General features: G+C 43.1%; 17 protein-coding genes. 14 read left to right on the top strand and 3 right to left on the bottom strand.

Going from position 1 to position 22,435, the window contains the following annotated elements:
• The first annotated feature begins 2 nt into the window (after positions 1-2).
• From MF542_RS16505 to hflX, 6 genes are all read left to right on the top strand, one after another.
• Positions 3-2,312: a sensor histidine kinase NtrY-like gene (locus MF542_RS16505; protein ID WP_247021492.1), complete on the top strand. Its 2,310-nt coding sequence runs from the start codon at positions 3-5 to the stop codon at positions 2,310-2,312.
• Positions 2,313-2,339: 27 nt separating this feature from the next.
• The gene (gene ntrX / locus MF542_RS16510; protein ID WP_247021494.1) at positions 2,340-3,728 is read left to right on the top strand and encodes a nitrogen assimilation response regulator NtrX; all 1,389 of its coding nucleotides are present in this window, start codon (positions 2,340-2,342) and stop codon (positions 3,726-3,728) included.
• A gap of 19 nt (positions 3,729-3,747) precedes the next feature.
• A complete protein-coding gene (gene trkA / locus MF542_RS16515; protein WP_247021496.1) occupies positions 3,748-5,124 on the top strand; it encodes a Trk system potassium transporter TrkA in 1,377 nt (458 codons plus the stop codon).
• Between the two features lie 11 nt (positions 5,125-5,135).
• Entirely contained in the window at positions 5,136-6,581 is a 1,446-nt protein-coding gene (locus tag MF542_RS16520; protein ID WP_247021498.1) for a potassium transporter TrkG, read from the top strand.
• A 161-nt stretch (positions 6,582-6,742) separates the two neighbouring features.
• The gene (gene hfq / locus MF542_RS16525) at positions 6,743-6,991 is read left to right on the top strand and encodes an RNA chaperone Hfq (RefSeq protein WP_247021500.1); all 249 of its coding nucleotides are present in this window, start codon (positions 6,743-6,745) and stop codon (positions 6,989-6,991) included.
• A 2-nt stretch (positions 6,992-6,993) separates the two neighbouring features.
• A complete protein-coding gene (gene hflX, locus MF542_RS16530) occupies positions 6,994-8,367 on the top strand; it encodes a GTPase HflX (protein WP_247021502.1) in 1,374 nt (457 codons plus the stop codon).
• On the opposite strand, the gene mazG is transcribed toward hflX, so the two are convergent.
• Complete coding sequence (gene mazG / locus MF542_RS16535; RefSeq protein ID WP_247021504.1) at positions 8,364-9,179, bottom strand: nucleoside triphosphate pyrophosphohydrolase; 816 nt, start codon at positions 9,177-9,179, stop codon at positions 8,364-8,366. The two genes, hflX and mazG, sit on opposite strands and share 4 nt — an antisense overlap.
• A 79-nt stretch (positions 9,180-9,258) precedes the next feature.
• Here mazG and MF542_RS16540 point away from each other — a divergent pair, with 79 nt between their 5' ends.
• The 5 genes from MF542_RS16540 to MF542_RS16560 all read left to right on the top strand — a co-directional run bounded on the left by MF542_RS16540 (position 9,259) and on the right by MF542_RS16560 (position 14,821).
• The gene (locus MF542_RS16540; protein WP_247021506.1) at positions 9,259-10,209 is read left to right on the top strand and encodes a glycerophosphodiester phosphodiesterase family protein; all 951 of its coding nucleotides are present in this window, start codon (positions 9,259-9,261) and stop codon (positions 10,207-10,209) included.
• 307 nt (positions 10,210-10,516) lie between these two features.
• Positions 10,517-11,383 (top strand): NTP transferase domain-containing protein, encoded by an 867-nt coding sequence (locus MF542_RS16545; protein WP_247021508.1) that lies wholly within the window; start codon positions 10,517-10,519, stop codon positions 11,381-11,383.
• Positions 11,384-11,544: 161 nt separating this feature from the next.
• Positions 11,545-13,335: a methyl-accepting chemotaxis protein gene (locus MF542_RS16550; protein ID WP_247021509.1), complete on the top strand. Its 1,791-nt coding sequence runs from the start codon at positions 11,545-11,547 to the stop codon at positions 13,333-13,335.
• 188 nt (positions 13,336-13,523) lie between these two features.
• Positions 13,524-13,979 carry a tellurite resistance TerB family protein gene (locus MF542_RS16555; protein ID WP_247021511.1) on the top strand — a complete coding sequence of 152 codons (456 nt, stop codon included), beginning with the start codon at positions 13,524-13,526 and terminating at the stop codon, positions 13,977-13,979.
• 65 nt (positions 13,980-14,044) lie between these two features.
• Positions 14,045-14,821 (top strand): cyclic nucleotide-binding domain-containing protein, encoded by a 777-nt coding sequence (locus MF542_RS16560; RefSeq protein ID WP_247021513.1) that lies wholly within the window; start codon positions 14,045-14,047, stop codon positions 14,819-14,821.
• A 42-nt stretch (positions 14,822-14,863) separates the two neighbouring features.
• Here MF542_RS16560 and MF542_RS16565 read toward each other — a convergent pair whose 3' ends face one another.
• Together MF542_RS16565 and MF542_RS16570 are read right to left on the bottom strand one after the other, a co-directional pair.
• Positions 14,864-16,216: a sensor histidine kinase gene (locus MF542_RS16565; protein WP_247021515.1), complete on the bottom strand. Its 1,353-nt coding sequence runs from the start codon at positions 16,214-16,216 to the stop codon at positions 14,864-14,866.
• Complete coding sequence (locus tag MF542_RS16570; protein ID WP_247021517.1) at positions 16,206-17,594, bottom strand: sigma-54-dependent transcriptional regulator; 1,389 nt, start codon at positions 17,592-17,594, stop codon at positions 16,206-16,208. The genes MF542_RS16565 and MF542_RS16570 overlap by 11 nt, the downstream gene beginning before the upstream one ends.
• A 164-nt stretch (positions 17,595-17,758) precedes the next feature.
• Here MF542_RS16570 and MF542_RS16575 point away from each other — a divergent pair, with 164 nt between their 5' ends.
• The 3 genes from MF542_RS16575 to MF542_RS16585 are packed head-to-tail and all read left to right on the top strand — an operon-like array spanning position 17,759 to position 22,375.
• The gene (locus tag MF542_RS16575) at positions 17,759-19,117 is read left to right on the top strand and encodes an efflux RND transporter periplasmic adaptor subunit (protein WP_247021519.1); all 1,359 of its coding nucleotides are present in this window, start codon (positions 17,759-17,761) and stop codon (positions 19,115-19,117) included.
• Positions 19,118-19,158: 41 nt separating this feature from the next.
• Entirely contained in the window at positions 19,159-19,839 is a 681-nt protein-coding gene (locus MF542_RS16580) for an ABC transporter ATP-binding protein (protein ID WP_247021521.1), read from the top strand.
• A gap of 34 nt (positions 19,840-19,873) precedes the next feature.
• Positions 19,874-22,375 carry an ABC transporter permease gene (locus MF542_RS16585; RefSeq protein ID WP_247021523.1) on the top strand — a complete coding sequence of 834 codons (2,502 nt, stop codon included), beginning with the start codon at positions 19,874-19,876 and terminating at the stop codon, positions 22,373-22,375.
• Positions 22,376-22,435 lie beyond the last annotated feature (60 nt).

Raw genomic sequence — 22,435 nt, forward strand, 5'->3', positions numbered from 1 at the left:
TTATGACGGAAACAACCAAACCAGATAATGTTGATGGCATCATTGCTACGCACCCTAAGTTGCCTAACCGAAATTGGGCAAAATTCGTTCTTTGGGCAAGGCGGCTCAAATTAGCTGGAAGGATTGAGATAGTTATCGCTTTCCTTGCGGTAACCTCAGCGATAGCAACCTACATTGCAATGTCCCAAAAGGGAGCCCCGTTTGAAGTGGCTACCGGACGTACCATGCGGGTGTTACTCGGTGTTAATTTGGCCCTGTTGCTAGCGCTGGCTGTATCAATAAGCCGTTGGGTTATCAGGATATGGTGGTCGCGCAAGGGAATGGCTGCTGGTTCGAGGCTTCATAACAAACTTACGGGCTTCTTTATTGGTATAGCCGTCGTTCCACCAATTATTATGACGGTTTTCTCAGCATTGTTTCTGGAATTTGGGTTGCAGTCTTGGTTTAGCGATAAAATTAGAAATACTCTCACTAATTCCCTCGAAGTTGCCCAAACTTATATGATTGAACACCGGGCGGATGTTGAAAAGGACATGCTTCAAATTGCCCGTGCATATAACAATATTTCTCCTCTGCAAAAACAAGATCTTATAGGCTTGCAAAGAGTAGCAGATGATGCGCTGAATACTCGGTTGCTTAGCGAGCTAATTGTGTTTGATGGCGAAGCTAATGTTTTAGCGCGAGCAACAGCTGGCCTAGGGTTGTCAGATGATTTTTTGGACACTGCGGTAATTGAACATGCACGGGACGGTGGGGCTATTGTTGTTACGGATGTAGAGAATAACCGAGTGATAGGTTTAATCCGACTATCATCTTTCTTCCGGCCCACTTATCTATATGTATCGCGTGATCTAAGCCCTAATGTCTTGACATATTTAGAAGCTACTCAGAGCGCAGTAAATGACTATGAAACACTGGAGAATCAACGAAGTGACTTCCAGTTACAGTTCAATTTGGTTTTCATCATTATCGCACTTCTTATTTTACTGGCAGCTATCTGGATTGGCCTTTGGTTCTCTAGCCGCCTTGTAACGCCACTCTCTAATTTGGTAGATGCATCAGAGCGAGTGGGTAAAGGTGATTTCGCAGCACGTGTTCCCAGCGTTCCAACAAGTGATGAAGTTGGCATGCTGAGCCGTGCATTTAACCGGATGACAGATCAATTAGCTAAAAACCAAAAAGATCTCATCGCAGCTAACTCAGAGCTTGATGAACGCAGGCGTTTCCTTGAAGAGGTTTTAGAAGGGGTATCTGCAGGTGTTATCGGGCTACAAAAAGATCATACGGTATTTCTTCCAAACCTATCAGCTGCAGCACTCCTTGGGTCTACTGTTGAAGAAATGATCGGACAAAAACTGGAAGTTATCATCCCTGAATTTAAGGATATTCTCGAACAGGCTAAGGATGCGAATGGGAATGAAGCCAAGGGCGAAATTCAGTTGGAAAGAGATGGAGAGATACGCACTCTGCTTACACGTGTGTCGGCTGAACGCTCAGATGATGGTGGCATTAGTGGTTTTGTTACCACTTTTGATGATGTGACAGAGCAGTTAGCAAACCAAAGAACGGCTGCTTGGGCTGACGTTGCCAGACGTATTGCCCACGAAATTAAAAATCCGCTTACACCAATTCAACTCTCTGCAGAGCGTTTGAAACGTAAATATTTGAAAGAAATTGCATCCGATACTGCTGTATTTAGTCAGTGTACAGATACAATTATTAGGCAGGTTGGTGATCTGCGCCGTATGGTCGATGAGTTTAGCTCTTTTGCTAGAATGCCGGCACCGCTTCTCAAAGAGACTAATATTAGGGACGTTATAAAACATGCTGTTTTCCTGCAGGATGTTGCGAACGTTGATATTAATTTTCACCATAATCTTAATGAAGAGCTTAATGAGCTTATTTGTGACGGGCGCTTGGTTGGTCAAGCTCTTACTAATATTTTGAAAAATGCATCTGAATCTGTAGAAGCACGCATGGATAAACAAGCTGCATCAGGAGAAGAAGTTATTCCTGGTAAAGTATCTTTGGAATTACAACAGGATGATGAACGAACTGTTATTACTGTGCAGGATAACGGTTTAGGGCTTCCAGTTGAGCAGAAAGATCGTTTGATGGAACCCTATGTGACAACCAGAGCAAAAGGAACCGGCCTCGGTCTGGCAATCGTGCGTCGGATTATGGAAGAGCATGGTGGTAATGTGAGGATCGCTGACCGTGGTGAGGGAGGAGCGAGCGTGACATTGTACTTCTCTCATAAGGCTTTGGAAAAGCGGGTTGAGCAATTGGAAAAGGCAGCGACAGCTGTTTGAGAATAGTAAAGTTGGGAGGGAGCCTAAATGGCCCTTGATATTCTAATCGTTGATGATGAAGCTGATATTCGTGAGCTAATTGCGGGCATTCTTGAAGATGAAGGCTATGCAGCCCGTACCGCATACGATAGTGACAGTGCGCTTACTCAGATAGAGGCGCGTTTACCTTCATTGTTAATTTTAGATATATGGCTTCAGGGCAGCAAGCTCGATGGCCTTGAAATTCTTGAGCTTGTCAAAAGTAGACACCGTGATCTTCCTATCATTGTAATCTCGGGACACGGTAATATTGAAACAGCCGTTGCAGCGATTAAAAAGGGTGCCTACGACTTTATTGAAAAACCTTTTGAATCAGAACACCTGTTGCTGACAGTTGCTCGAGCAACAGAGGCTGAGCGTTTGCGTAGAGAAAATGAAGAATTAAAGAAGAAGGCGGGTTTTTCTGTAGATATCATTGGTCGTTCGCAAGCTATCAATAGCTTGCGACAAAATATTGAAAAGGTAGCCGCCACTAATAGCCGCATCTTGATACAGGGACCGTCTGGTGCCGGGAAAGAAGTTGCTGCTAGACAGATTCATGAAAGGTCCCATCGTTCTCGTTCAGCATTTGTAGTGGTCAGTGCTGCATCTATGGAGCCTCACCGTATGGAGCAGGAATTGTTCGGGGTAGAGCAGAATGGCGGAGTAGTTAAGACAGGTCTGTTTGAGCGGGCTCATGGTGGCACTCTCTTTATCGATGAAGTAGGGGATATGCCACTTCCAACACAAGCAAAGATTCTAAGGGTATTAACTGATCAGGCCTTTGAGCGTGTTGGTGGTAACTCCAGAGTTAAAGTTGACGTTAGAGTTATTTCTGCAACCAGTAAAAATCTATTGGTAGAAATTGAAGAAGGGCGTTTTAGAGAAGATCTGTATCACAGATTGAATGTTGTACCTCTGTCAATGGCGTCTTTGGCTGAGCGGCGAGAAGATATTCCTATGCTAGCGCAGAATTTCCTTGAAACGCTGGCCGCTGCAACAGGCCGAGCCTCTGTCACGTTGTCTGATGATGCGCTGGCTTCTTTGCAGAATTATGATTGGCCGGGAAATGTGCGGCAGCTCAAAAACATTATTGAACGTGTACTGATTATGGGCCCAGAAGACGGCGGTTCCGAAATCTGTAGCAAAGACCTACCACCGGAAATTCGTACTAATTCAAATGATTTATTGCACTCTAGTACCGACAACGCCATTATGACCACACCTCTTAGGGAAGCGAGAGAGAGTTTTGAAAGGGAATATCTCAAAATTCAAATTAATCGTTTCAGTGGGAATATTTCTAAGACAGCAGAGTTCATCGGGATGGAACGTTCAGCGCTCCATAGAAAATTGAAGTCGCTTGGCCTGACGAGTAACGGCCGAAATGCTGGTGAATAGATAGAGGCTTGATAAGTCTATGAAAGTTATTGTCTGCGGCGCAGGGCAGGTTGGATTTAATATCGCCAAGCACCTTGCAAACCAAAATAACGATGTAACAGTGATTGATACATCACGGGCCCTTATTCGTAAGATTAGTGAATCATTGGATGTTCAGGCGCTTGTTGGACATGCATCTGATCCTTCTATGCTGAATAATGCAGGTGCCGCTGATGCAGAACTTATTATTGCTGTTACACAATCGGATGAAGTGAACATGATAGCGTGCCAAGTGGCACATTCTATGTTCAGCGTACCGACTAAGGTGGCACGTATTCGTAATCAGGCATATCTTTCTGATACATACGCCGATTTGTTCTCTCGTGATCATATTCCAATTGATGTAATTATTTCTCCAGAATTGGAAATTGCTCAAGCTCTATTAAGACGCCTTGAAGTACCTGGCGCTCTCAACATGGTGCCATTTGCCGAAAGTAAGGTTCGCCTAATCAGCTTGAAGCTTGAGGAAGACTGTCCTGTGGTTGATACACCGCTTAGGCAGTTAACAGAGTTATTCCCAAATCTGAACACTATTGTAGCAGCTGTATATCGCAGCGGGCGGTTATTTGTGCCGCGAAGTGATGATCAACTTCAGATCGGTGACTTGATCTACATTGCTGTGGACCGTGAGATGACAGATAGAGCAATGGCTGTCTTTGGGCATGAAGAAAAGGCAGCAAACCGGATTGTAATTGTGGGTGGTGGTAATATTGGTTATTTCCTTGCTCAACAACTGGAAGAACGGTCTAGTTCTGCTAATGTGAAAATTATTGAGGTGGACCGCAAGCGCGCAGAATGGTTAGCAGAGAGACTTTCAAAAACTATTGTCATTAACGGTGATGCCCTTGATAGGGAGATCCTGACAGAGGCAAATATCGAACAAACAGATACGATTGTATCTGTTGCGGATGATGATGAAGTAAATATTCTCTCATCACTATTAGCCAAGCAACAAGATTGCCCCCGCGCTATTACTCTTATGAATAACCCGATTTATGGTGGTTTGGTTGGATCAATTGGCATTGATGTCGCTCTTGATCCCAGAGAGACGACTGTGTCATCTATTGTACGCCATATTCGCCGAGGTCGGATTCGAGATCTTTATAGCATTTTTGAGGGTCAAGCGGAGATTATTGAAGCAGAAGTAATTGAAGGTTCTGGAGTTGTTGGGCAGACGATTGGCGAATTGCGTCTGCATGGAGATGTGAAATTTGGAATGATCGTACGTAATGATGAAACGATAGTTCCTCAGTCAGATACCACTCTTCAGGCTGGTGATACGGTTGTTATCCTTGCAATGAGCGATGCAGTGCGGAAGATCGAACAGCTCTTCTCTGCTCGTGCAGAAATTTTTTAAGAGACAATCTGATGTGGAAGAGCCGGTTATATTTTTTGCTGGGGTGCTGGCTTTTAATCTTATCTGCTCTTGAGTTAATTCCGCTTTTTACCGCAGCTGTTCTTGAGGAGCTTTCTGCCTTTCAAGCATTGTTTTCGGCATTCATCCTAACAGTTCTTATCGGTGGTGCCCTTTTCTTGGGTTTCCGTTCAACGGAAAAAATCAGAATCCCAAAGCTGACAATTATCCTGCCTGTAGCGGGGGCGATTGTTCTTGCCTGGGGGGCAGGGCTGCCATTTTTCTTTTTGTTTCCCGACGAAGGAATGGTCCCAGCTTTTTATGAAGGCATGTCGTTGATTACTACCAACGGCACAAGTGCCTATGAAGGCTTGATTGAAGAAGGCGGTTATTCAATTGAATTATGGCGCGGGATAGCCTGTTGGGTAGGCGGGTTTTTAGGTCTTTCAATTATCCTCTCCTTTCTGACGGCAATGAATATCGGAGGATTGCAGCTTCACCGCTCGCCCCTTGCGTTTGGAGATAGTGAAACTGGCTACCCACGAATGAAGGCTACAGCATATACGCTTTTACCTTTGTATTTAACAATTACAGCATGTTGTATATTTTTCTTATTATTAAGCGGTGTGAACTTTGCTGATGCCATTCTTCTCGCCTTTGGTATCATTAGTACATCGGGTTTCAGCCCTGAGCTTTCCTACAACTTTAATAGTGTTGGAACACAGATATTCACAATTATCTTTCTAATAATGAGTATCACAAATTGGGACGTTCAATATGCGTTTTGGAGAAGGAAAAAGCTGGATCACAGCATGCATATTGAACTACGCACTACCTTGTTGATGAGCGCGGTACTTCTTTTGTTGTTGATTTATATGATGCCCATTGAAACCTTTACTGGGTTTGTTGATCACAGTTTCGCGATTGTATCATCGGTTGCCACTTTTGGGTTGTACCCAGATAGCTATGCTAAAGAAGCAAGTTTAAGCGTTGATGTAAGTATTATTTTACTTGTGGGGGCAGGAATTGGTGGAGCTGTGGTTGGTACTAGCGGGGGATTGAAACAGCTAAGAGCGATCGTTGTATTTTTTGCTGGCAAAGCTGAGGTAGAACGGCTTGCACACCCGCATAGTGTAAAAGGAATTGTATATCAAAGAGATGATGTGCAACGTTCTGATATCGAGGCTGTGTGGTTATTTCTAGGTGGTTTTGTCTTTATATTGGCCATGGGTACGATTTTGCTTGGGATACTTGGGATTCATTTTCAAGATGCCCTTTCCATGTCTTTCAGTGCATTAACACTCTCTGGCCCTATTATTGATATTGTTGACCCAGCCTTCGGAGGTTTCACAGGCTTACAAGATGCCGATTATTTTATCTTGTCGTTCCTGATGATGATTGGGCGAATAGAAGTGTCATTGTTCTTCGCATTGTTTTCAAAAGCGCTTTGGCGCGGATAATTTCGTAAAAGCAGTTGACCTAAGGCTGAAAGGTCTGACATAAAGTTGTTGCGTGAATTCAACAAATTTCGATTTTTAAGAGGTGATCTGTTGGTTTCTTGCAATGCCCGAACGGGCCACTAAATAATGAACATAATAGAAAAGAAAAGCACGGACAGTCCATGTCAGATAAAAACCAAAACCTTCAGGACGTCTTTTTAAATCGCGTTCGCAAAGAAAAAGCATCCGTAACCGTATTCCTGGTAAATGGTGTTAAACTTCAGGGCGTTATTACTTGGTTCGATAATTTTTGTGTGTTGTTACGCCGGGACGGGCAGTCACAACTCGTGTACAAACACGCTATTTCAACTATAATGCCTGCTACTCAGATTTCTCTGTTTGAGCCTGAAAAAGAAGGTATTGAGGACTAATCTTGGTTGAAAAAAAAGACCGCGATCGTTCGGATAATCAGCCGGGCGGCGGCTGGTCTACCGAAGGGCTAGGCTACCTCCAGAAACAGGTAGCCCGCCAACGTGTATTTGTAGTTCACCCCTATTTAAAAGATAGACCTGCGTCTGTGATAGAGCGTAGCCCTGAGGCGCGCCTTGATGAGGCAATGGGATTAGCTGTTGCTATTAATATCGATTTAATTGGTGGTGAGTTAATTCCTCTGCGTAATATCAAGCCCTCTACATATATGGGGCAGGGCAAGCTTGATGAAGTTTCACAAATTATTGAAGATCAAGAAATTGAGATTCTGATCTTTGATTGTGAACTAACACCTATTCAGCAGCGTAATCTAGAACGCGAACTTAAGGTTAAGGTGATTGACCGAACAGCGCTTATTCTGGAAATCTTTGGTGATCGAGCCAGCACAAAGGAGGGCGAGCTTCAGGTGGAGCTTGCGCACCTTGTGTATCAGAGATCACGCTTGGTGCGGTCATGGACCCACCTGGAACGTCAACGCGGCGGTTCAGGCTTTATGGGCGGCCCTGGTGAAACGCAGATTGAAGCTGACCGACGGATCATCGCAGATCGCATTGTGCGCATTAAAAAGCAGCTTGAAGCAGTAACGCGCACCCGCACGCTTCATCGTGCCCAACGGCAGAAAACACCTTATCCCATTATAGCTCTGGTTGGTTATACGAACGCTGGGAAATCAACGCTGTTTAACAGGCTAACTGAAGCTGATGTAATGGCGGAGGATATGTTGTTTGCAACACTTGATCCAACGTTACGGTCAATTGATATGCCAAGTGGTCGCAAAGTGATTATTTCAGATACTGTTGGCTTTATCTCAGAACTACCTACGATGCTTGTTTCCGCGTTCAGAGCGACCTTGGAAGAGGTTCTCGAGGCGGATATCATCGTACACGTTAGGGATGCTTCTCATGCCGATACTGACGTTCAGAAGCATGATGTATTAAATGTGCTTGATGAATTAGGTGTTGATTTTGAAAGCGAAACTGATGGTACACCAATATTAGAGGCGCTTAATAAAACAGATCTAATGGATGATGAGGCTAGAAGCAGTATTGAAGCACATGCCGAACGTCACGATACATGTATCCCTCTTTCAGGTCTTACAGGATATGGCTGCGAAGATTTAATTCAAGCTATTGATGATATTCTTGGAACCAGAGACCATGAGATTGAGCAATTAGTGCCTTACAGCGATGGTGCAACTCAAAGTTGGGTGCATGCAAATACAAAAATCCTGTCCGAAAAGCATGAAGAAGAGGGGGTTCGCTTTCATTTTATTGTGGACCCAATTCTCTGGGCTAAATTCCAAAAGCGTGCCGGTTAGTCGGCACGCCTTTCCTCTTTTTTAACTTCGTCCCAAAGCGCATCCATTTCTTCGAGGGTAGAGGTTTCTGGCGATTTACCGATCTCCGTTAGTTTTTTTTCTACATTACGGAATCTGCGATCGAACTTAGCGTTGGCTGATCTCAGGCACTCCTCTGGATCGAGTTTGAAATGTCGGGCTAAGTTACTAATAACAAATAATAAATCACCAAATTCTTCTTTAACCTTATCTTCCGGGCCACCATTTTGAACTTCGTATAAAAGTTCGTTGCATTCTTCTTGTATTTTATCAATCACTTGTCCGGTCTCAGGCCAATCAAAGCCTACACGGGCAGCTCGATTCTGTAATTTCAAGGCGCGTTGCAGTGATGGGAGGCTTAATGAGACACCATCAAGTGCTGATGGCGTATGTCCTGTTTCCTGGGCTTTTCGTTTGCGTTCAGCAGCCTTATGTTCTTCCCAAGCTTTCGTTTGCGCATCAGCATCTTCAACTGTGCCGTCACCAAAGACATGAGGATGTCTGCGAACCATCTTCTCGCTAACATTTTGTACTACATCTTCAAAGGTGAAAAGCTCTGCCTCTGAAGCCATTTGTGTGTGAAATACTGTTTGAAACAAGAGATCACCTAGCTCATCTTTCAGCGCAGGCATATCATTGTTTCTTATAGCTTCATCAACTTCATATGCTTCTTCGATGGTGTAGGGTGCAATGGTTTGGAAATTTTGTTCTATATCCCAAGGGCAACCGTGCTCTCTGTCCCTTAATTTTGCCATGATATCCAGCAAATCATTCATGGTATATTTTTCTGACATAATCGCCTGCAATTATCTGATTGACTTTAAAGGCCTAACTTGGCTTTTAAAGGTAAGGTCAATGAAAAGAGAATTACTCATGCATAAATTACTATCAACTTTGTTGCTATATGTTTTCGCGAGTATCGCAGTATTTGCAGAAGACGTTCCAGCGCCAGTCGATGAAAATGCTCGCTACTATATCGAAATACCTAAAGGAGGCCTGTTGGATTTCTTTAAATATACACCAATGCGAGTTCCTATGGTTAGTCATCACCGTGGAGGGCCTGTGCCTGGGTATCCGGAAAATGCAATTGAGACCATGGATCATGCTCTTAAATATGGCCCGGGTTTGATGGAAGTTGATGTAGCGCAGTTGAAAGATGGTACGCTTATTTTAATGCACGACTATACTGTAGATCGCACCACAACAGGAACTGGTAAATTTAAAGATATAACATGGGATTATGTTAAAAAATTAAAGTTAAAGGACAATGACGGCACGGTCACCGAATATGGGGTGCCCTTGCTAAGAGATGTGCTTAAATGGGCAAAGGCCAGAGCAATATTAACGCTAGATATTAAGCGGGGCACCGATTTTAAAAAGGTTGTTGAATTGGTTCAAGAAACCGGTGCTGAAGATTATACTGCTGCAATTGCCTACACACTTAAGCAAGCCGTAGCCTTCAACCAAATGGCGCCTGATATGCCGATTACTGTTGGGATGATGGATGCCGATGATATAGCTGCCGTTGAAGAAAGTGGCATACCGTCCGATAGAGTTATTGCGTGGACAGGTACACGCGAGAAGTCTGCAGAGTTTTACCGGGAAATACACGGTAAAGGTTGGCGAGTGATTATGGGAACTCTCGGTCGGCCTGATCGCTCTATTGATGGCCAAATCGCAGTCAATGACAATGATCAGCGTTATCTGGAAATATTCCAGAAGGGTGCTGATGTAATTGCGACTGATCGATTTTGGGCTGTGAAGAAACAAATTCAAAATCCTAACTTCTTTTTCTTTGTAAAGAAGCAAATCACAGCCAGATAAATTGAGTGGTTGGGATTAAAATTTAAGAGAAATTTTAGCCAGTTCTGCACAAGCAGGCTGGCTTATTTTATCAATGAGTTCCATGATTTACTTACAAAATACAAACTGTGTTTGCTGTTTTGTGTGAGGTTTTCTGCGGGTTTTCTTGAGGGAATGTTTGCTTCTCCGCATAAACTAAGGTATGCAGGAATCTTGCTGCTAATGACTTTTGCTGCTTGTTGGGAAGAGGGATCAAGCATTGGAAGAGTTTCGCAGCCTGTAAAACTCGGTTTAGCCGAAAATGTGTTTCCATAGGGGGGAAGGACAGATGAAGGCCAGTAATATTACGGCTACAGTAAAAAACCGTGCGGAAAAGACCATTTCTGTACAAAATGAGACAAAGGGTGATTTTACCGCAATCGTACTTGCTGGAAGCAGGGGAGATTGCCCAGTTGCCTCAGTGTTTGGTGAACAGTATAAAGCACTTGTGCCTATATGTGGTAAGCCAATGATTTCTCGTGTTGTGGAAGCTCTTGCAGATTCCAGGTCCGTAAAAAAAGTGATTATCGTTTTTGATTGTGAAACATCGCTATATTCTACGTGTCCTGAATTTCATGCTGATAACACGGAAATTGAGATTTCAGTTGTGTCATGCGGCACTTCCATTTGTGATAGCGTTCGAAAAGCTATAGATAGCACAAAGACAGAATGGCCATATCTCGTAACAACAGCAGATCACGCTTTGCTTACATCTGAGATTGTTGACCGTTTCTGCGATGGCGCCAGTTACAATTGTGATTTAGCAGTTGGACTCGTTGAAAAGAAATATTTAGATGCGCAGCATCCGAATTCAAAGCGTACATACCTGCCATTCAAAGAAACTAAGCTATCTGGGGCTAATCTATTTGCTTTCGTTAACCCAAACGCAGAATCAGCACTTAGTTTTTGGAAAACGATAGAAAAGCAGCGAAAGAAGCCATGGAAATTATTCGCTGCATTTGGTTGGAAGAATGTTGTCGGCCTTGTGATGAAACGTTTTACCGTTGATGAAGCGTTCATGCGTGCGTCTGGCACACTTGGCGTGCAGGTGAAGGCGGTTAGGTTACCTAATGCTGAAGCTGCTATTGATGTAGATTCACCTAAAGATTACGCGCAGGTATCAGAAATTTTACAAAGCCGTTCTTTAGCTATCTAACGCTAATCAAATCTACTTTTTCGAAAATAATACCACGTAAGGTGATGAATCTTACGTGGTTTTTCTCTTTTGATCACATATAGTTTAGATTGGTTTTAATACAAAAAGAACGAATAAGGTTTTATACAGTCCAGATCAAATCTGTAATGAAGGGGCTGTTGATGAACTTCATAAAGAACGCAAAAATTAATACGAGGCTGTTTTGGGGATTCGGTATTCTAATCGTCCTGATGGTCTCATTAACCGTGGTTGGTAGTAATGATGTAAGCAGGGTGAATAATATGCTTACCATTATTAATGACGTAAACAGTGTTAAACAGCGGTACGCAATTAACTTCCGGGGAAGCGTACATGACAGAGCTATTGCACTCCGTGATGTTACACTTTTAACTGACCTCGATGAGCTTAATGAAACTCTCAATGAAATTGAAAAACTTACCGAGGACTACAGTGTATCTGCGGTCGCAATGGATAGATTATTCAGAGAACGTGATGACATCACTTCTGATGAACGAGCTATTCTAGCAAGAATCAAAGATATTGAAGAGAAAACACTTCCAATCATTGATAGTGTTTTGAAAGCCAGAGATGCTGGGGAAATTGATGAAGCCAACAGCATGGTAGTTTATGAAGCCCGTCCAGCTTTTGTCACCTGGTTGCAAATCATTAATGAGTTCATTGATCTTCAGGAAGAAAAGAACAAAGTCGTTACAGACCAGGCAAGAGGTGTTACAGAGAGTTTTCAGCTACAGATGACGTTGCTCACACTTGCTGCTGTTGTGTTTGGTGTGCTGGTTGCTGGTTGGACAATTGTAAGCATACGGCCTCTTAAAAACCTAACGGATAGTATCCTTCAGCTCTCTGAGGGTAATTTGGATGTAACTATTCCAGATTCTAAATCAGGTGATGAGGTTGGCATGATTACTGGTGCAACGAAGGTGTTCCAGGAAAATGCAATCGCCGCGGAGAAGCTTCGTAAGCAAGCTGAGCTTCAGGAAGAGCAAGAGCGTGAACGTGAACGTGAACGTCAAGACCGGGAAGCTACCGCAAAAGAAGAACGACGCCTGACGAAAGAGCGAGAAGAAGAAGAGGCTCGCCAACAACGCCGTTCGGCAATGCTTGCACTAGCTGACAGTTTTGAAGGATCAGTTATGAAACTGGTTGAAGAAGTTGCTCTTTCCGCAAAGGAAATGGAAGCTTCCGCCAATTCAATGACATCTTCTGTAGAACTTTCGACGAGTATTTCATCTGAAGTACTTCAGGCATCTAATGAGGCAAACAATAGTGCACAAGGTGTTGCTAGTGCGGCTAGTGAACTTTCTTCTAGCGTAAGGGAAATTACTCAGCAGACGAACCAATCATCATCAGGGGCTGGTGAAGCTGTTAATATGACTGAAATGGCTGGAAGTGATGTTACGAACCTTGAGCAAGCAGCTCAAAAAATTGGTGATGTTATCAAGTTAATTAATGATATTGCCGAGCAGACCAATCTTCTCGCCCTTAATGCAACAATTGAAGCAGCGAGAGCAGGGGATGCCGGTAAAGGCTTCGCGGTTGTAGCCAGCGAAGTGAAATCACTTGCAAACCAAACCGCCACAGCAACTCAAGAAATCAGTACGCAGGTTTCTGAAATGCAGAATGCTACTGGTAAAGCTGTTAAAGCGATTGGGCAGATCCAGTCAAAAATACGAGGTATTGGTGATACAGCTATTTCAATTGCGAGTGCGGTTGAAGAGCAGGATGCTTCTACGCAGGAAATCGCCAGAAACATCAACGAAGTATCCGCTGTTACTTCAAATGTTACTGAGAAGATTTCAGAAGTAAGAATGAGTGCGGAAGATACAGGAAATAGTGCTCAGATGGTGCTGCAGGCAGCGCAGAGCCTTTCTGTTAAATCAGAAGAAGTGCGTGAAAATGTACAGAACTTCCTTAGCTCTATTCGTTCAGAATAATTGAGATTAAAAAACGAAAAAGCCCTGCATTTGGTGGGGCTTTTTTATGAGCACTTTATGCCAGTAGATAAGCTCTGGTCGAAGCCCGTGATCACAGTTTGTCCACTAGAATATATCAACACGTCTTATAGTGCTTTATTTTGTCATAATTTCTCTTAGATATGTACTTGATTAGTTTGGAGAATAATATGTTTGATAAAATTTCCCAGGTTTTAGGGCTCAAGCCAGATACAGCTTCAAAAGAGGTTTCTGAACTTCATTTGGCCACAGCAGCTTTAATGGTAAGCGTGTCTAAAAGCGATGAAAATTACACTGACGAAGAACGGGAAGTTTTAATCAAAAATTTGCAGAATCATTTCTCATTGAGCAAAGACAGTGCCGTTCATATCGCCGACTTAGCTCTGGAAGATGAAAATGACGCGCCTAGCCTATACCAATTTACCAGAGCTGTGAGTAAAGAACTTGATAATGAGGAAAGACAGGAAATTATCAGACTTCTTTGGCAAGTAGCTTTTGCGGATGGGCATCTTGATAACTTTGAATTAAACATTATTGCTAAAATTGGTGGATTACTTGGGGTTTCCGCCCAAGATCGAATACGAATTAAGCATGAAGTTGAACAGATAACGCCTTGCTCTCAATGATTTGTTTATACCTTGTCATCTAATATATTAGGATGCTGCTAAAGTTTTCAGTTAAAGGTCGGCAAATGGAAAATAATGGTGAGGAACAGCTCTTTAAAGCGGGCGAAACCATCTATGAAGAGGGTGCAGAAAGTGACTGCGCTTATCTTATCCTTGAAGGTAAAATTGATATATTGCGATCAAAGGATGGTGCCTTTTACGAATTAGGTACCCTTGAAGCAGGGTCGTTGTTTGGTGAAGCGGGAGTGCTTCAAAATGATGTTCGCTCCACTACTGTTAGAGCACATACGGACGCAAGATTGCTAATTATTCCGGGTGAGACCTTCCGGCGTACTTTCTCAGATCCGCTGGCTAAGCATGTTGTAACAGCGATGGCTAAACGGCTTAGAGATAGGTATGTACCTGAACGTGAATTGATACAAAACTCCGAGATTAAAGCCGTTTATAAGAAGAAGCCTAAAACAGCCATGCAAACGGGTGACCCTGTTGTAGAAGGTGTGACACCGTTAGTTTTGGAAAAACTGGTTGCGCCAGTTCGCATACTAAACTTCCCGTTTTTTATCGGAAACTCTAGAGCACCGGGAGAAATGGCAAGAGAGTCCGCTCAAAGCCTGATGTTTCCATTACCCAGTGCGCCAGACCTCGAACCTCAACATTTTGAGTTTGTGAAACATGGTAAGGAAGTTTGGGTTCGCGATCTAGGAACAAAACACGGCACCGTAGTTAATGGTGAAATTGCCAGCAAATTTGGTAAACAAGTAGAGATTAAACTTACGCCTGGGGAAAATATTGTTGGTACAGGTGGTATGAACAGTAAAGTGACGTTTCTAATTACCCTCTAACCCAATATAAGCCGATCCATTTCATAATGGTCGGCTTTCTAGTTAGAATGTAAGCGTAAAAACGCTGCCTCCATTTGCAGCATTTGAGTGTGATATAGAGCCGCGATGGGCGATCATAATTTGTCTTGCTAAGGCAAGGCCAACGCCACTACCTGTCCGCTTGGTGGTATAAAAGGGTATAAATATTTTGGATGCTGTCTCTGCATCTATTCCGGTGCCATTATCTGCGAGTTCTATAACGATACTATTCCTTGAATTGATATAGGCTTTCAAACTGATATGACCTTTTTTTCTCCCGGCAACTGCATGTTCGGAGTTCTGCACCATATTAAGCAATGTTTGTTCAATCATTTTCCGGTCTGCAAATAATTCAAGATTTTGCTGACTAACGTGAGATTCAAACCAGATATCTTTATTGTTCCAAGATTGAACTGCGAGTTTCTCAATAGACTGGAATAATCCTGTTACAGAGAACTTGGTTTTCTGTGGTGGGGGTAAGCGGGTAAGCTGTCTGTAGCTGCCAACGAATTCTGTTAGTCCTTCGGATCGCCTCGCAACCGTTTGTACAGCATCTCCAATATCTGTTAGGCTTTCTGTAAATTCATTCGGTAATCCAGGTTTTCTTTTGAGGTCTTCCATCAAATCATTGGCGGTATTAGCGAGAGACGCCATGGGAGTAATGGAGTTCATAATCTCGTGGGTCAGGACGCGGACTAAATCCTGCCAGGCTTGTAATTGAGCTGTTTCAAGTTCATTCTGAATATTCTGAAGGCTTAGAAGACGTTCGCTGTTGCCTCCAATTATGATTTTGGTAGCGGCAATCATAAAATGCTGATCTGTCCCGTCTATATTGAAACGAATGAGCTTTTTCTGCCCCGTTTTTAAAGATAATATTTCCGTATAAAAATCCTGCCCAAACTGTTTGAGATCGGAAATGCTTGATAGATGGATATTCCTGAAAAGCTTCCTCGCGGCATGGTTCCAAAATGTCACTCTATCACTTTCATGGAGCGAAATTAGAGGGAAGGGAACATGTTCAATGAGAGCTTTATGATGTTTAAGTATTGTCTCTTGATTTGATTGTAACTCCTTAAATTTGTTGAGTATTATGGAAAATGACTTTGTTAGATCATCAAAGCCACCTCGATATCCCTTTAAATCGAAACGTTGGTTGAAATCTTGATGATGTATCGCTGTTAGGAAACGAGCGAGTTCACGGTTTGTAAGGGTAATAAGGTGCCAGAGATTATATGTAAGCCCTATTGATATGAACAGTAACAGGAGGGTCGTCGCGTGATAGCCTGGGGTGTGAATTAGAAAAGCGAATACAGAGAAAGAAATAAAAACAAGCGTTAATCTTATGCCAAGATGTATGGTGAAATTACTATAGGCCATGTTTTTCCATCCTTCTATAGAGCGCCGCACGCGTAAGACCTAGCTCTTTCGCTGCATGGCTTATATTGTAGCGCTGTCTTTTCAAAGCTAGAGTAATTGCCTTCTTTTCCAATTCTTCGAGGTTTAGAGTTTCTGTCTGCTGATTATTTTCTACAGCATGCGCATGCTCAAAAGCTTGCCCTTCAGTACTCAATTGAAAGTCTGCTGCTTGAAACTCTGTACTATCGGAAAGAATAACAGCCCGTTCGATTGAATGCCGCAAAGCCCTAACATTTCCGGGCCAAGGCGCTGCTTTAATAGCTTTAATAGCTTTTTCTGAAAAAGACTTCGGCTGGAAGTTATATTTTTTCGCGTAAAAATCAGCATAAAAGGCTGCAATAGCAGGAATATCGCTTGGTCTTTCTCTTAAGGGTGGGACAATAATTTCCACTGTATTTAGGCGAAACAGGAGGTCTTGCCGGAATTTTCTTTCGTCAAGAAGTTCCATCTTGGGAAGGTTTGTTGCTGCTATAACCCGAACATCTATATCTTTTTCTTTGGTGTCCCCAACTGGAGTAATCACACGTTTTTCCAGCGCAGTTAATAACTTTGCTTGAAGGTGCAATGGAACATTACCTATTTCATCAAGAAAAATCGTGCCTCCATTTGCGGCTTCAAAAAAACCTATCTTGTTTTCGTTTGCGCCAGTGAAAGCGCCCTTTTTATGCCCGAAGAGCTCTGATTCAAATAAGTTCTCGGGGATTGTACCCATATCTACTGATATGAAAATCTTATGGTTTCTGAGTGAACTACTATGAATCTTCTGTGCGGTTAACTCCTTACCTGTACCGTTTTCCCCGAGAATTAGCACATTCGCGTCTGTAGGGGCCACGCGGTCGATAAGTGACAACATATTTTGAGTTGTTGCACTGTCACCCAATATGGGGCTGTCGCTTTTATTTTGGACGTTATTAAGGGTGGCATTCACTTGTTTCAGATGGCTGGTTTCATTGCGGCTTTTTTTTAGTTTTACGGCAGTTGATAGAGTTGCAATTACCTTTTGATTTTGCCAGGGCTTAGTGATGAAATCGGTGGCACCACGCTTCATCGCTTCAACTGCCATATCCACGTCGCCGTGTGCGGTTATTAATATAACCACTGCATCTGGGTCGATATTCAGTATTTTTTCCAAGCAATGAAAGCCCTGATTTCCATCTGATAAGCCCGGACTAAAATTCATATCAAGAAGAATGGCATCAAAAGTTTGGCTGGCCAGCAACGTTGGTATCTGGCTTGGAACGTTAGTGGTAACTACTTTATCAAAATGTCTTTTCAACAGCAGTCTACCAGCTATCAGAATATCTTCATCATCATCAACAATTAGTATTTTACTGCTCATAGCTGTTCCGCGTGTTTTTGAATTGATGCCCGATATCGAACATTTAAGTGTGCGATATCGAACAGTTAAATATAGCTTTTTGCAAGGTAAAACTATAAAGCCCCTTAAAATCAATGAGTTAATTTCTGGCACGCGCTTTGCTGATTATCTAAGCGCAAAATCAAATGGCGAGACCAAAAATAATGAGAAGAGAAAATATGGCAACCGGGCTCGAGAACGACAGCGAGGCTATAGTAAATAAGGTGCCCAATACCTCTGTTTCCGGTCAGGGGATGGATCGGGCCGTAAGCGGAAAAAAGAAATCAAACCAATATACTTATGCCGTTTTAGGCGCTGTTTTATTGCTGGGCGGTTATTGGATAGCACAGAAAAGTATCACCTCAGGTAAATCAATAAAACTTGAGCGACATCAGGTAATCATTTCAGAAGTAAAGCAAGGTGTATTTGAAGACGTTATACCCGTTCGTGCTCGTGTAACTCCGCTAAAGACAGTTTTTCTAGATGCTATAGAAGGCGGCAGGGTGGAACGTGTTCTTGTTGAAGATGGTGCTGTTGTTGAAAAAGGCGCCCTGATTGCTGAGTTATCAAATACTAGTTTACAGCTACAGGTAATGGGTAATGAAGCATTGGTAACAGAACAGCTCAATAACTTGAGAACCATCGAACTCCAGCTTGCACAAAACAGGCTGTCCCACAAAAGAAGTCTCGCTGAGTTTGACTACCAGATACTCAAATTAACACGTCAGGTGGAGCGAGAGGGAAAGCTGATTAAAACCAGTGCCGTTTCATCAAGTCAGTTGGAAAATACGCAAGATGAGTTGGCTTACAATATTGAAAGAAGAAAGCTGACCCTTGAAAGCCAAGCCACAGATGCACGTATTCAGGAACAGCAGTTGAGTTACTTAAAGTCAAGAGCAGAACAACTTGAAAGAAACCTGAAGTTTGCGCATCAAAACCTTGAGGCTTTAAGCATAAAAGCACCGGTTTCGGGCAAAATTTCCGGCTTTGATATTGAAGTTGGTCAAAGCATCAGTCGTGGTGGACGTCTTGGACAAATAGATGATCCGTCTAGATACAAATTAGTTGCACATATTGATGAATTTTACTTGGGCCGTGTGGATATCGATCAAAGAGTAGAATTTGACAGAGATGGGGTATCTTATAGCCTGCAGATTTCGAAAATATATCCTCAGGTAAATAATGGTCAGTTTGAAGTTGATATGACTTTCGCTGATGAACAAGCTGTAGGTATTCGCCGAGGGCAAAGCCTGCAAACCCGTCTAATGCTGGGCGAGGCAACTATAGGCTTGTTGATACCGAACGGGGCTTTTTATCAGGATACGGGCGGAAACTGGGTCTTCGTCGTTACAAGTGATGGTGCAGTGGCTGTGAAAAGATCTGTGAAGCTTGGACGGCGCAACAGCCGATTTATAGAAGTTCTTGAGGGTCTTGAGGAAGGTGAGCGTGTGGTTACATCACCATATACGAATTACACCGATATGGACCGCCTGAAATTAAACTGAATAAACCAGATACCGACAGCTAACTAAAGAGGATATGCATCATGTTGCAGCTTAATAATTTATCAAAGATTTATAGAACATCCGAAGTTGAAACTACGGCTCTCGATAACGTAAATATCGAGATATCAACAGGGGAATTTGCCGCTATTATGGGGCCGTCAGGTTGTGGTAAATCTACGCTTCTTAATATTATAGGAATGCTGGATACACCAAGCTCAGGAGAGTATCTTTTCATGGGCGAAAACATAGCAGGGTATTCAGAAGCATTACTGAGTAATATCCGCAAACGTAATATCGGGTTTATCTTCCAGTCATTTAATTTGATTGATGAACTAACTGTTTCTGAAAACATAGAACTGGCTCTTTTATACCATGATATTCCGGTTAGCGAACGGCGTGACCGGGTTGAGACCGTGATGGATAAGGTGGGTATAGCTCACCGTGCAGGGCATATGCCGTCGCAGCTTTCAGGTGGCCAGCAGCAGCGGGTAGCTGTTGCCCGCGCCGTTGTGGGTGATCAGGCGATGATCCTAGCTGATGAACCGACAGGAAATCTGGATAGTTCACATGGTCAGGAGGTTATGGAAATGCTGCAGGCTTTAAATGAAGAGGGGACAACAATCGTTATGGTTACACACAGCCCTTCGCACGCCGATTTTGCGCGCCGTACTATCAATTTATTTGATGGGCAGGTAGTAGCTGAAAATATTCGCGCTGCATGAGCATTTCATAAAATAACAAAACGGCGAGAAACCAATGTTTAAAAATTACTTTCTGACAGCGTGGCGACATTTGCTAAAAAATAGGCTCTTTACTGCAATTAATATAATAGGTCTGTCTATAGGTTTAATGAGTTGTGTTTTAATCCTTTTGTTTGTACAGGATGAGTTATCATATGACCGCATATGGGAAGATTCAGAAAGACTTTACCAAGTTAATACCACATATAATTATCCCGGCAGCCCTGCTAATACCACTTCTCGAGTAACAGGTAGAATGAAAGAGGCCATGCGTCTTTATTTTAAAGACGATATCGAAGCGGCTACTCGATTAAATTCGATGAATTCAACAGTTCGTATCGGTGGAAGTGCCTTCAAAGAAGCCATACAGTTTGTTGACGCGGAATTCACAGAATTATTCCAGCTGGATGTGATAAACGGCGATATGAGCGTTGCGCTTTCAAATACCAGCAACATTGCAATCAATGCTTCTTTTGCAACGAAGTATTTCGGGAATATTAACCCGATTGGCCAAACGCTAGAGGTTGCTGTCTATGATCTGAATAGAGTTTATACAGTAGCGGCGGTTTTCGAAGATCTTCCTCATAATACAACGCTTTCTTTTCAGGCACTTGCATTGATTGATGAAAGTGCTTTCTTAAGTGCTCCATGGGAATTTGATGGTTGGGACAGTGCAAACGGTTGGCTTTATTTTAAGCTGAGGAGCGATAGCGATGAAGTAAAGGTGAGTAGCCAGCTTAAGGATTTTATAAATTCAAACGTTGTTATTCCATCTTATGTGTCTACGGATAAAAATGCCCAACCGACTGATTTTTGGAATTATTCTTTTCAAAAACTCGTTGATGTACAGCTAAACGCAATCAGTAATGATGACCAGATGAAAGAACTGGGTGCCCTCACAAAAGTTGTTTCTTTCAGTATTGTAGCAATGCTTATTTTGGCTGTGGCATGTGTGAACTTTGTCAATCTTGCAACCGCTAAATCAACAAAACGAGCTCGAGAAATCGCTATCCGCAAGGTGCTTGGTGCGCAACGTGGCCAGCTTATTCGGCAATATTTAGGAGAATCCTTACTGCTGGTGGGAATAGCTTTACTTATAGGATTAGTGCTGGTTGAGCTGCTCTTGCCTTTTTTTTCCTCATTCCTGAACAAACATCTAACGCTGGAATTGGCTAATCCAATGACATTATTGCAGCTAGTTGCCTTTGTTCTTGTAATAGGTCTTTTGGCAGGGGCTTATCCAGCGCTCGCTCTATCAAATGTCGTTCCAGCAACTGTACTGAAAGCTAACAAGTCCGCAGGACAAGGGCAATCAGTGTTATTACGACAGGTATTGGTAGTTTTTCAGTTTGCTATCTCTATTGGTTTGATCGTGGCGACTGGTGTAATTTATGCGCAAACCCAATATTCGATTACGAAGGATGTTGGCTATAACACCACCAATCTACTGAGTGTTCGTAATTTCGGCACTGCTCAAGCTGCGGCGCACCAACAGGCTATTCGGGATCGGGTCCAAAGGCTTCCAGGGGTGACGAGTGTTGCTGTTACTAGTTCAAGGCCTGCAGGAGGTGGTAGAAATAGTAGGGCTCTTCAGTTGCCTGGCCAATCTATCAACGGTCTTTCCTTGGCTGTTCAGGCTGTTGACCATGAATTCCTTGAAACCTTCGATATTCCACTTATTGCTGGCCGAAGTTTTGACCGCGCCCGTTCTACTGACGGGACTCCAAGGGCTGAAGGAGCAAAACCTGGTGAAGTATTGCAAGGCACAGTGATGATAAACGAAAAAGCGGTAACACGCTTAGGATTTGGTACGCCCGATCAGGCGCTTGGCAAGGCCATTCGTATTGTTATAGCCATGGTTGCAGAGCAGGAGGTTTATGCAGATTTAAGCGTAATTGGTGTTGTGAAAGATACGGTCTACCACCGGCCAAGGAATGAAGGATGGGGAGAAGCATACTACCTTGAACCAAACTATCCAATGGGCGGTTTAACTATACGTTATGCGGGTGAACGTACTGAGTTGGTGGAAGGCGTTAGAGGGATTTGGCAAAACCTTATTCCAACGGTTCCGTTCCAGTATGAATTTGTAGAAGATGTTATTCAGCAAGCTTTTTCTGCTGAAAAGCAACTCGCTATCTTATTTGTGGTGTTTTCTCTGCTTGCCATCATTGTTGCTTGTATGGGGCTATACGGTTTAGCGGCATTCACCGCGGAGCAAAGAACGAAAGAAATTGGGGTACGCAAGGTTTTAGGGGCAAGTGTATATGATATCGTCCGGCTTCTGGTTTGGCAGTTTTCAAAACCGGTATTGCTTGCTTGTTTATTGGCATGGCCTGTTGCGATCTTCGCAATGCTTAATTGGCTTGAGACGTTCCCATACCGTATAGATACGTGGATACTTTTTCCTATCTGCTTAGGGGCAGGGGCGATTGCCACTCTCATTTCATGGGGAACGGTTGGCGGCAATGCGGCTAAGGTTGCTCGAGCAAACCCTGTTAGAGCGTTGAGATACGAATAAAGTACATTAGATTATAGACAAGGGTAAGTTAATAGATTTACCCTTGTCTTTGTAGAGGGG

Origin of the sequence: Kordiimonas laminariae (genome assembly GCF_023008165.1) — a bacterium.
Classification (GTDB): Bacteria; Pseudomonadota; Alphaproteobacteria; order Sphingomonadales; family Kordiimonadaceae; genus Kordiimonas; species Kordiimonas laminariae.

Bases quoted from the DNA above. Each gene is read 5' to 3' on its own strand.
- MF542_RS16505 (WP_247021492.1), top strand. From the start codon at position 3: ATGACGGAAACAACCAAACCAGATAATGTTGATGGCATCATTGCTACG.
- ntrX (WP_247021494.1), top strand. From the start codon at position 2,340: ATGGCCCTTGATATTCTAATCGTTGATGATGAAGCTGATATTCGTGAG.
- trkA (WP_247021496.1), top strand. From the start codon at position 3,748: ATGAAAGTTATTGTCTGCGGCGCAGGGCAGGTTGGATTTAATATCGCC.
- MF542_RS16520 (WP_247021498.1), top strand. From the start codon at position 5,136: ATGTGGAAGAGCCGGTTATATTTTTTGCTGGGGTGCTGGCTTTTAATC.
- hfq (WP_247021500.1), top strand. From the start codon at position 6,743: ATGTCAGATAAAAACCAAAACCTTCAGGACGTCTTTTTAAATCGCGTT.
- mazG (WP_247021504.1), bottom strand. From the start codon at position 9,179: ATGTCAGAAAAATATACCATGAATGATTTGCTGGATATCATGGCAAAA.
- MF542_RS16540 (WP_247021506.1), top strand. From the start codon at position 9,259: ATGCATAAATTACTATCAACTTTGTTGCTATATGTTTTCGCGAGTATC.
- MF542_RS16545 (WP_247021508.1), top strand. From the start codon at position 10,517: ATGAAGGCCAGTAATATTACGGCTACAGTAAAAAACCGTGCGGAAAAG.
- MF542_RS16550 (WP_247021509.1), top strand. From the start codon at position 11,545: ATGAACTTCATAAAGAACGCAAAAATTAATACGAGGCTGTTTTGGGGA.
- MF542_RS16555 (WP_247021511.1), top strand. From the start codon at position 13,524: ATGTTTGATAAAATTTCCCAGGTTTTAGGGCTCAAGCCAGATACAGCT.
- MF542_RS16560 (WP_247021513.1), top strand. From the start codon at position 14,045: ATGGAAAATAATGGTGAGGAACAGCTCTTTAAAGCGGGCGAAACCATC.
- MF542_RS16565 (WP_247021515.1), bottom strand. From the start codon at position 16,216: ATGGCCTATAGTAATTTCACCATACATCTTGGCATAAGATTAACGCTT.
- MF542_RS16570 (WP_247021517.1), bottom strand. From the start codon at position 17,594: ATGAGCAGTAAAATACTAATTGTTGATGATGATGAAGATATTCTGATA.
- MF542_RS16575 (WP_247021519.1), top strand. From the start codon at position 17,759: ATGGCGAGACCAAAAATAATGAGAAGAGAAAATATGGCAACCGGGCTC.
- MF542_RS16580 (WP_247021521.1), top strand. From the start codon at position 19,159: ATGTTGCAGCTTAATAATTTATCAAAGATTTATAGAACATCCGAAGTT.
- MF542_RS16585 (WP_247021523.1), top strand. From the start codon at position 19,874: ATGTTTAAAAATTACTTTCTGACAGCGTGGCGACATTTGCTAAAAAAT.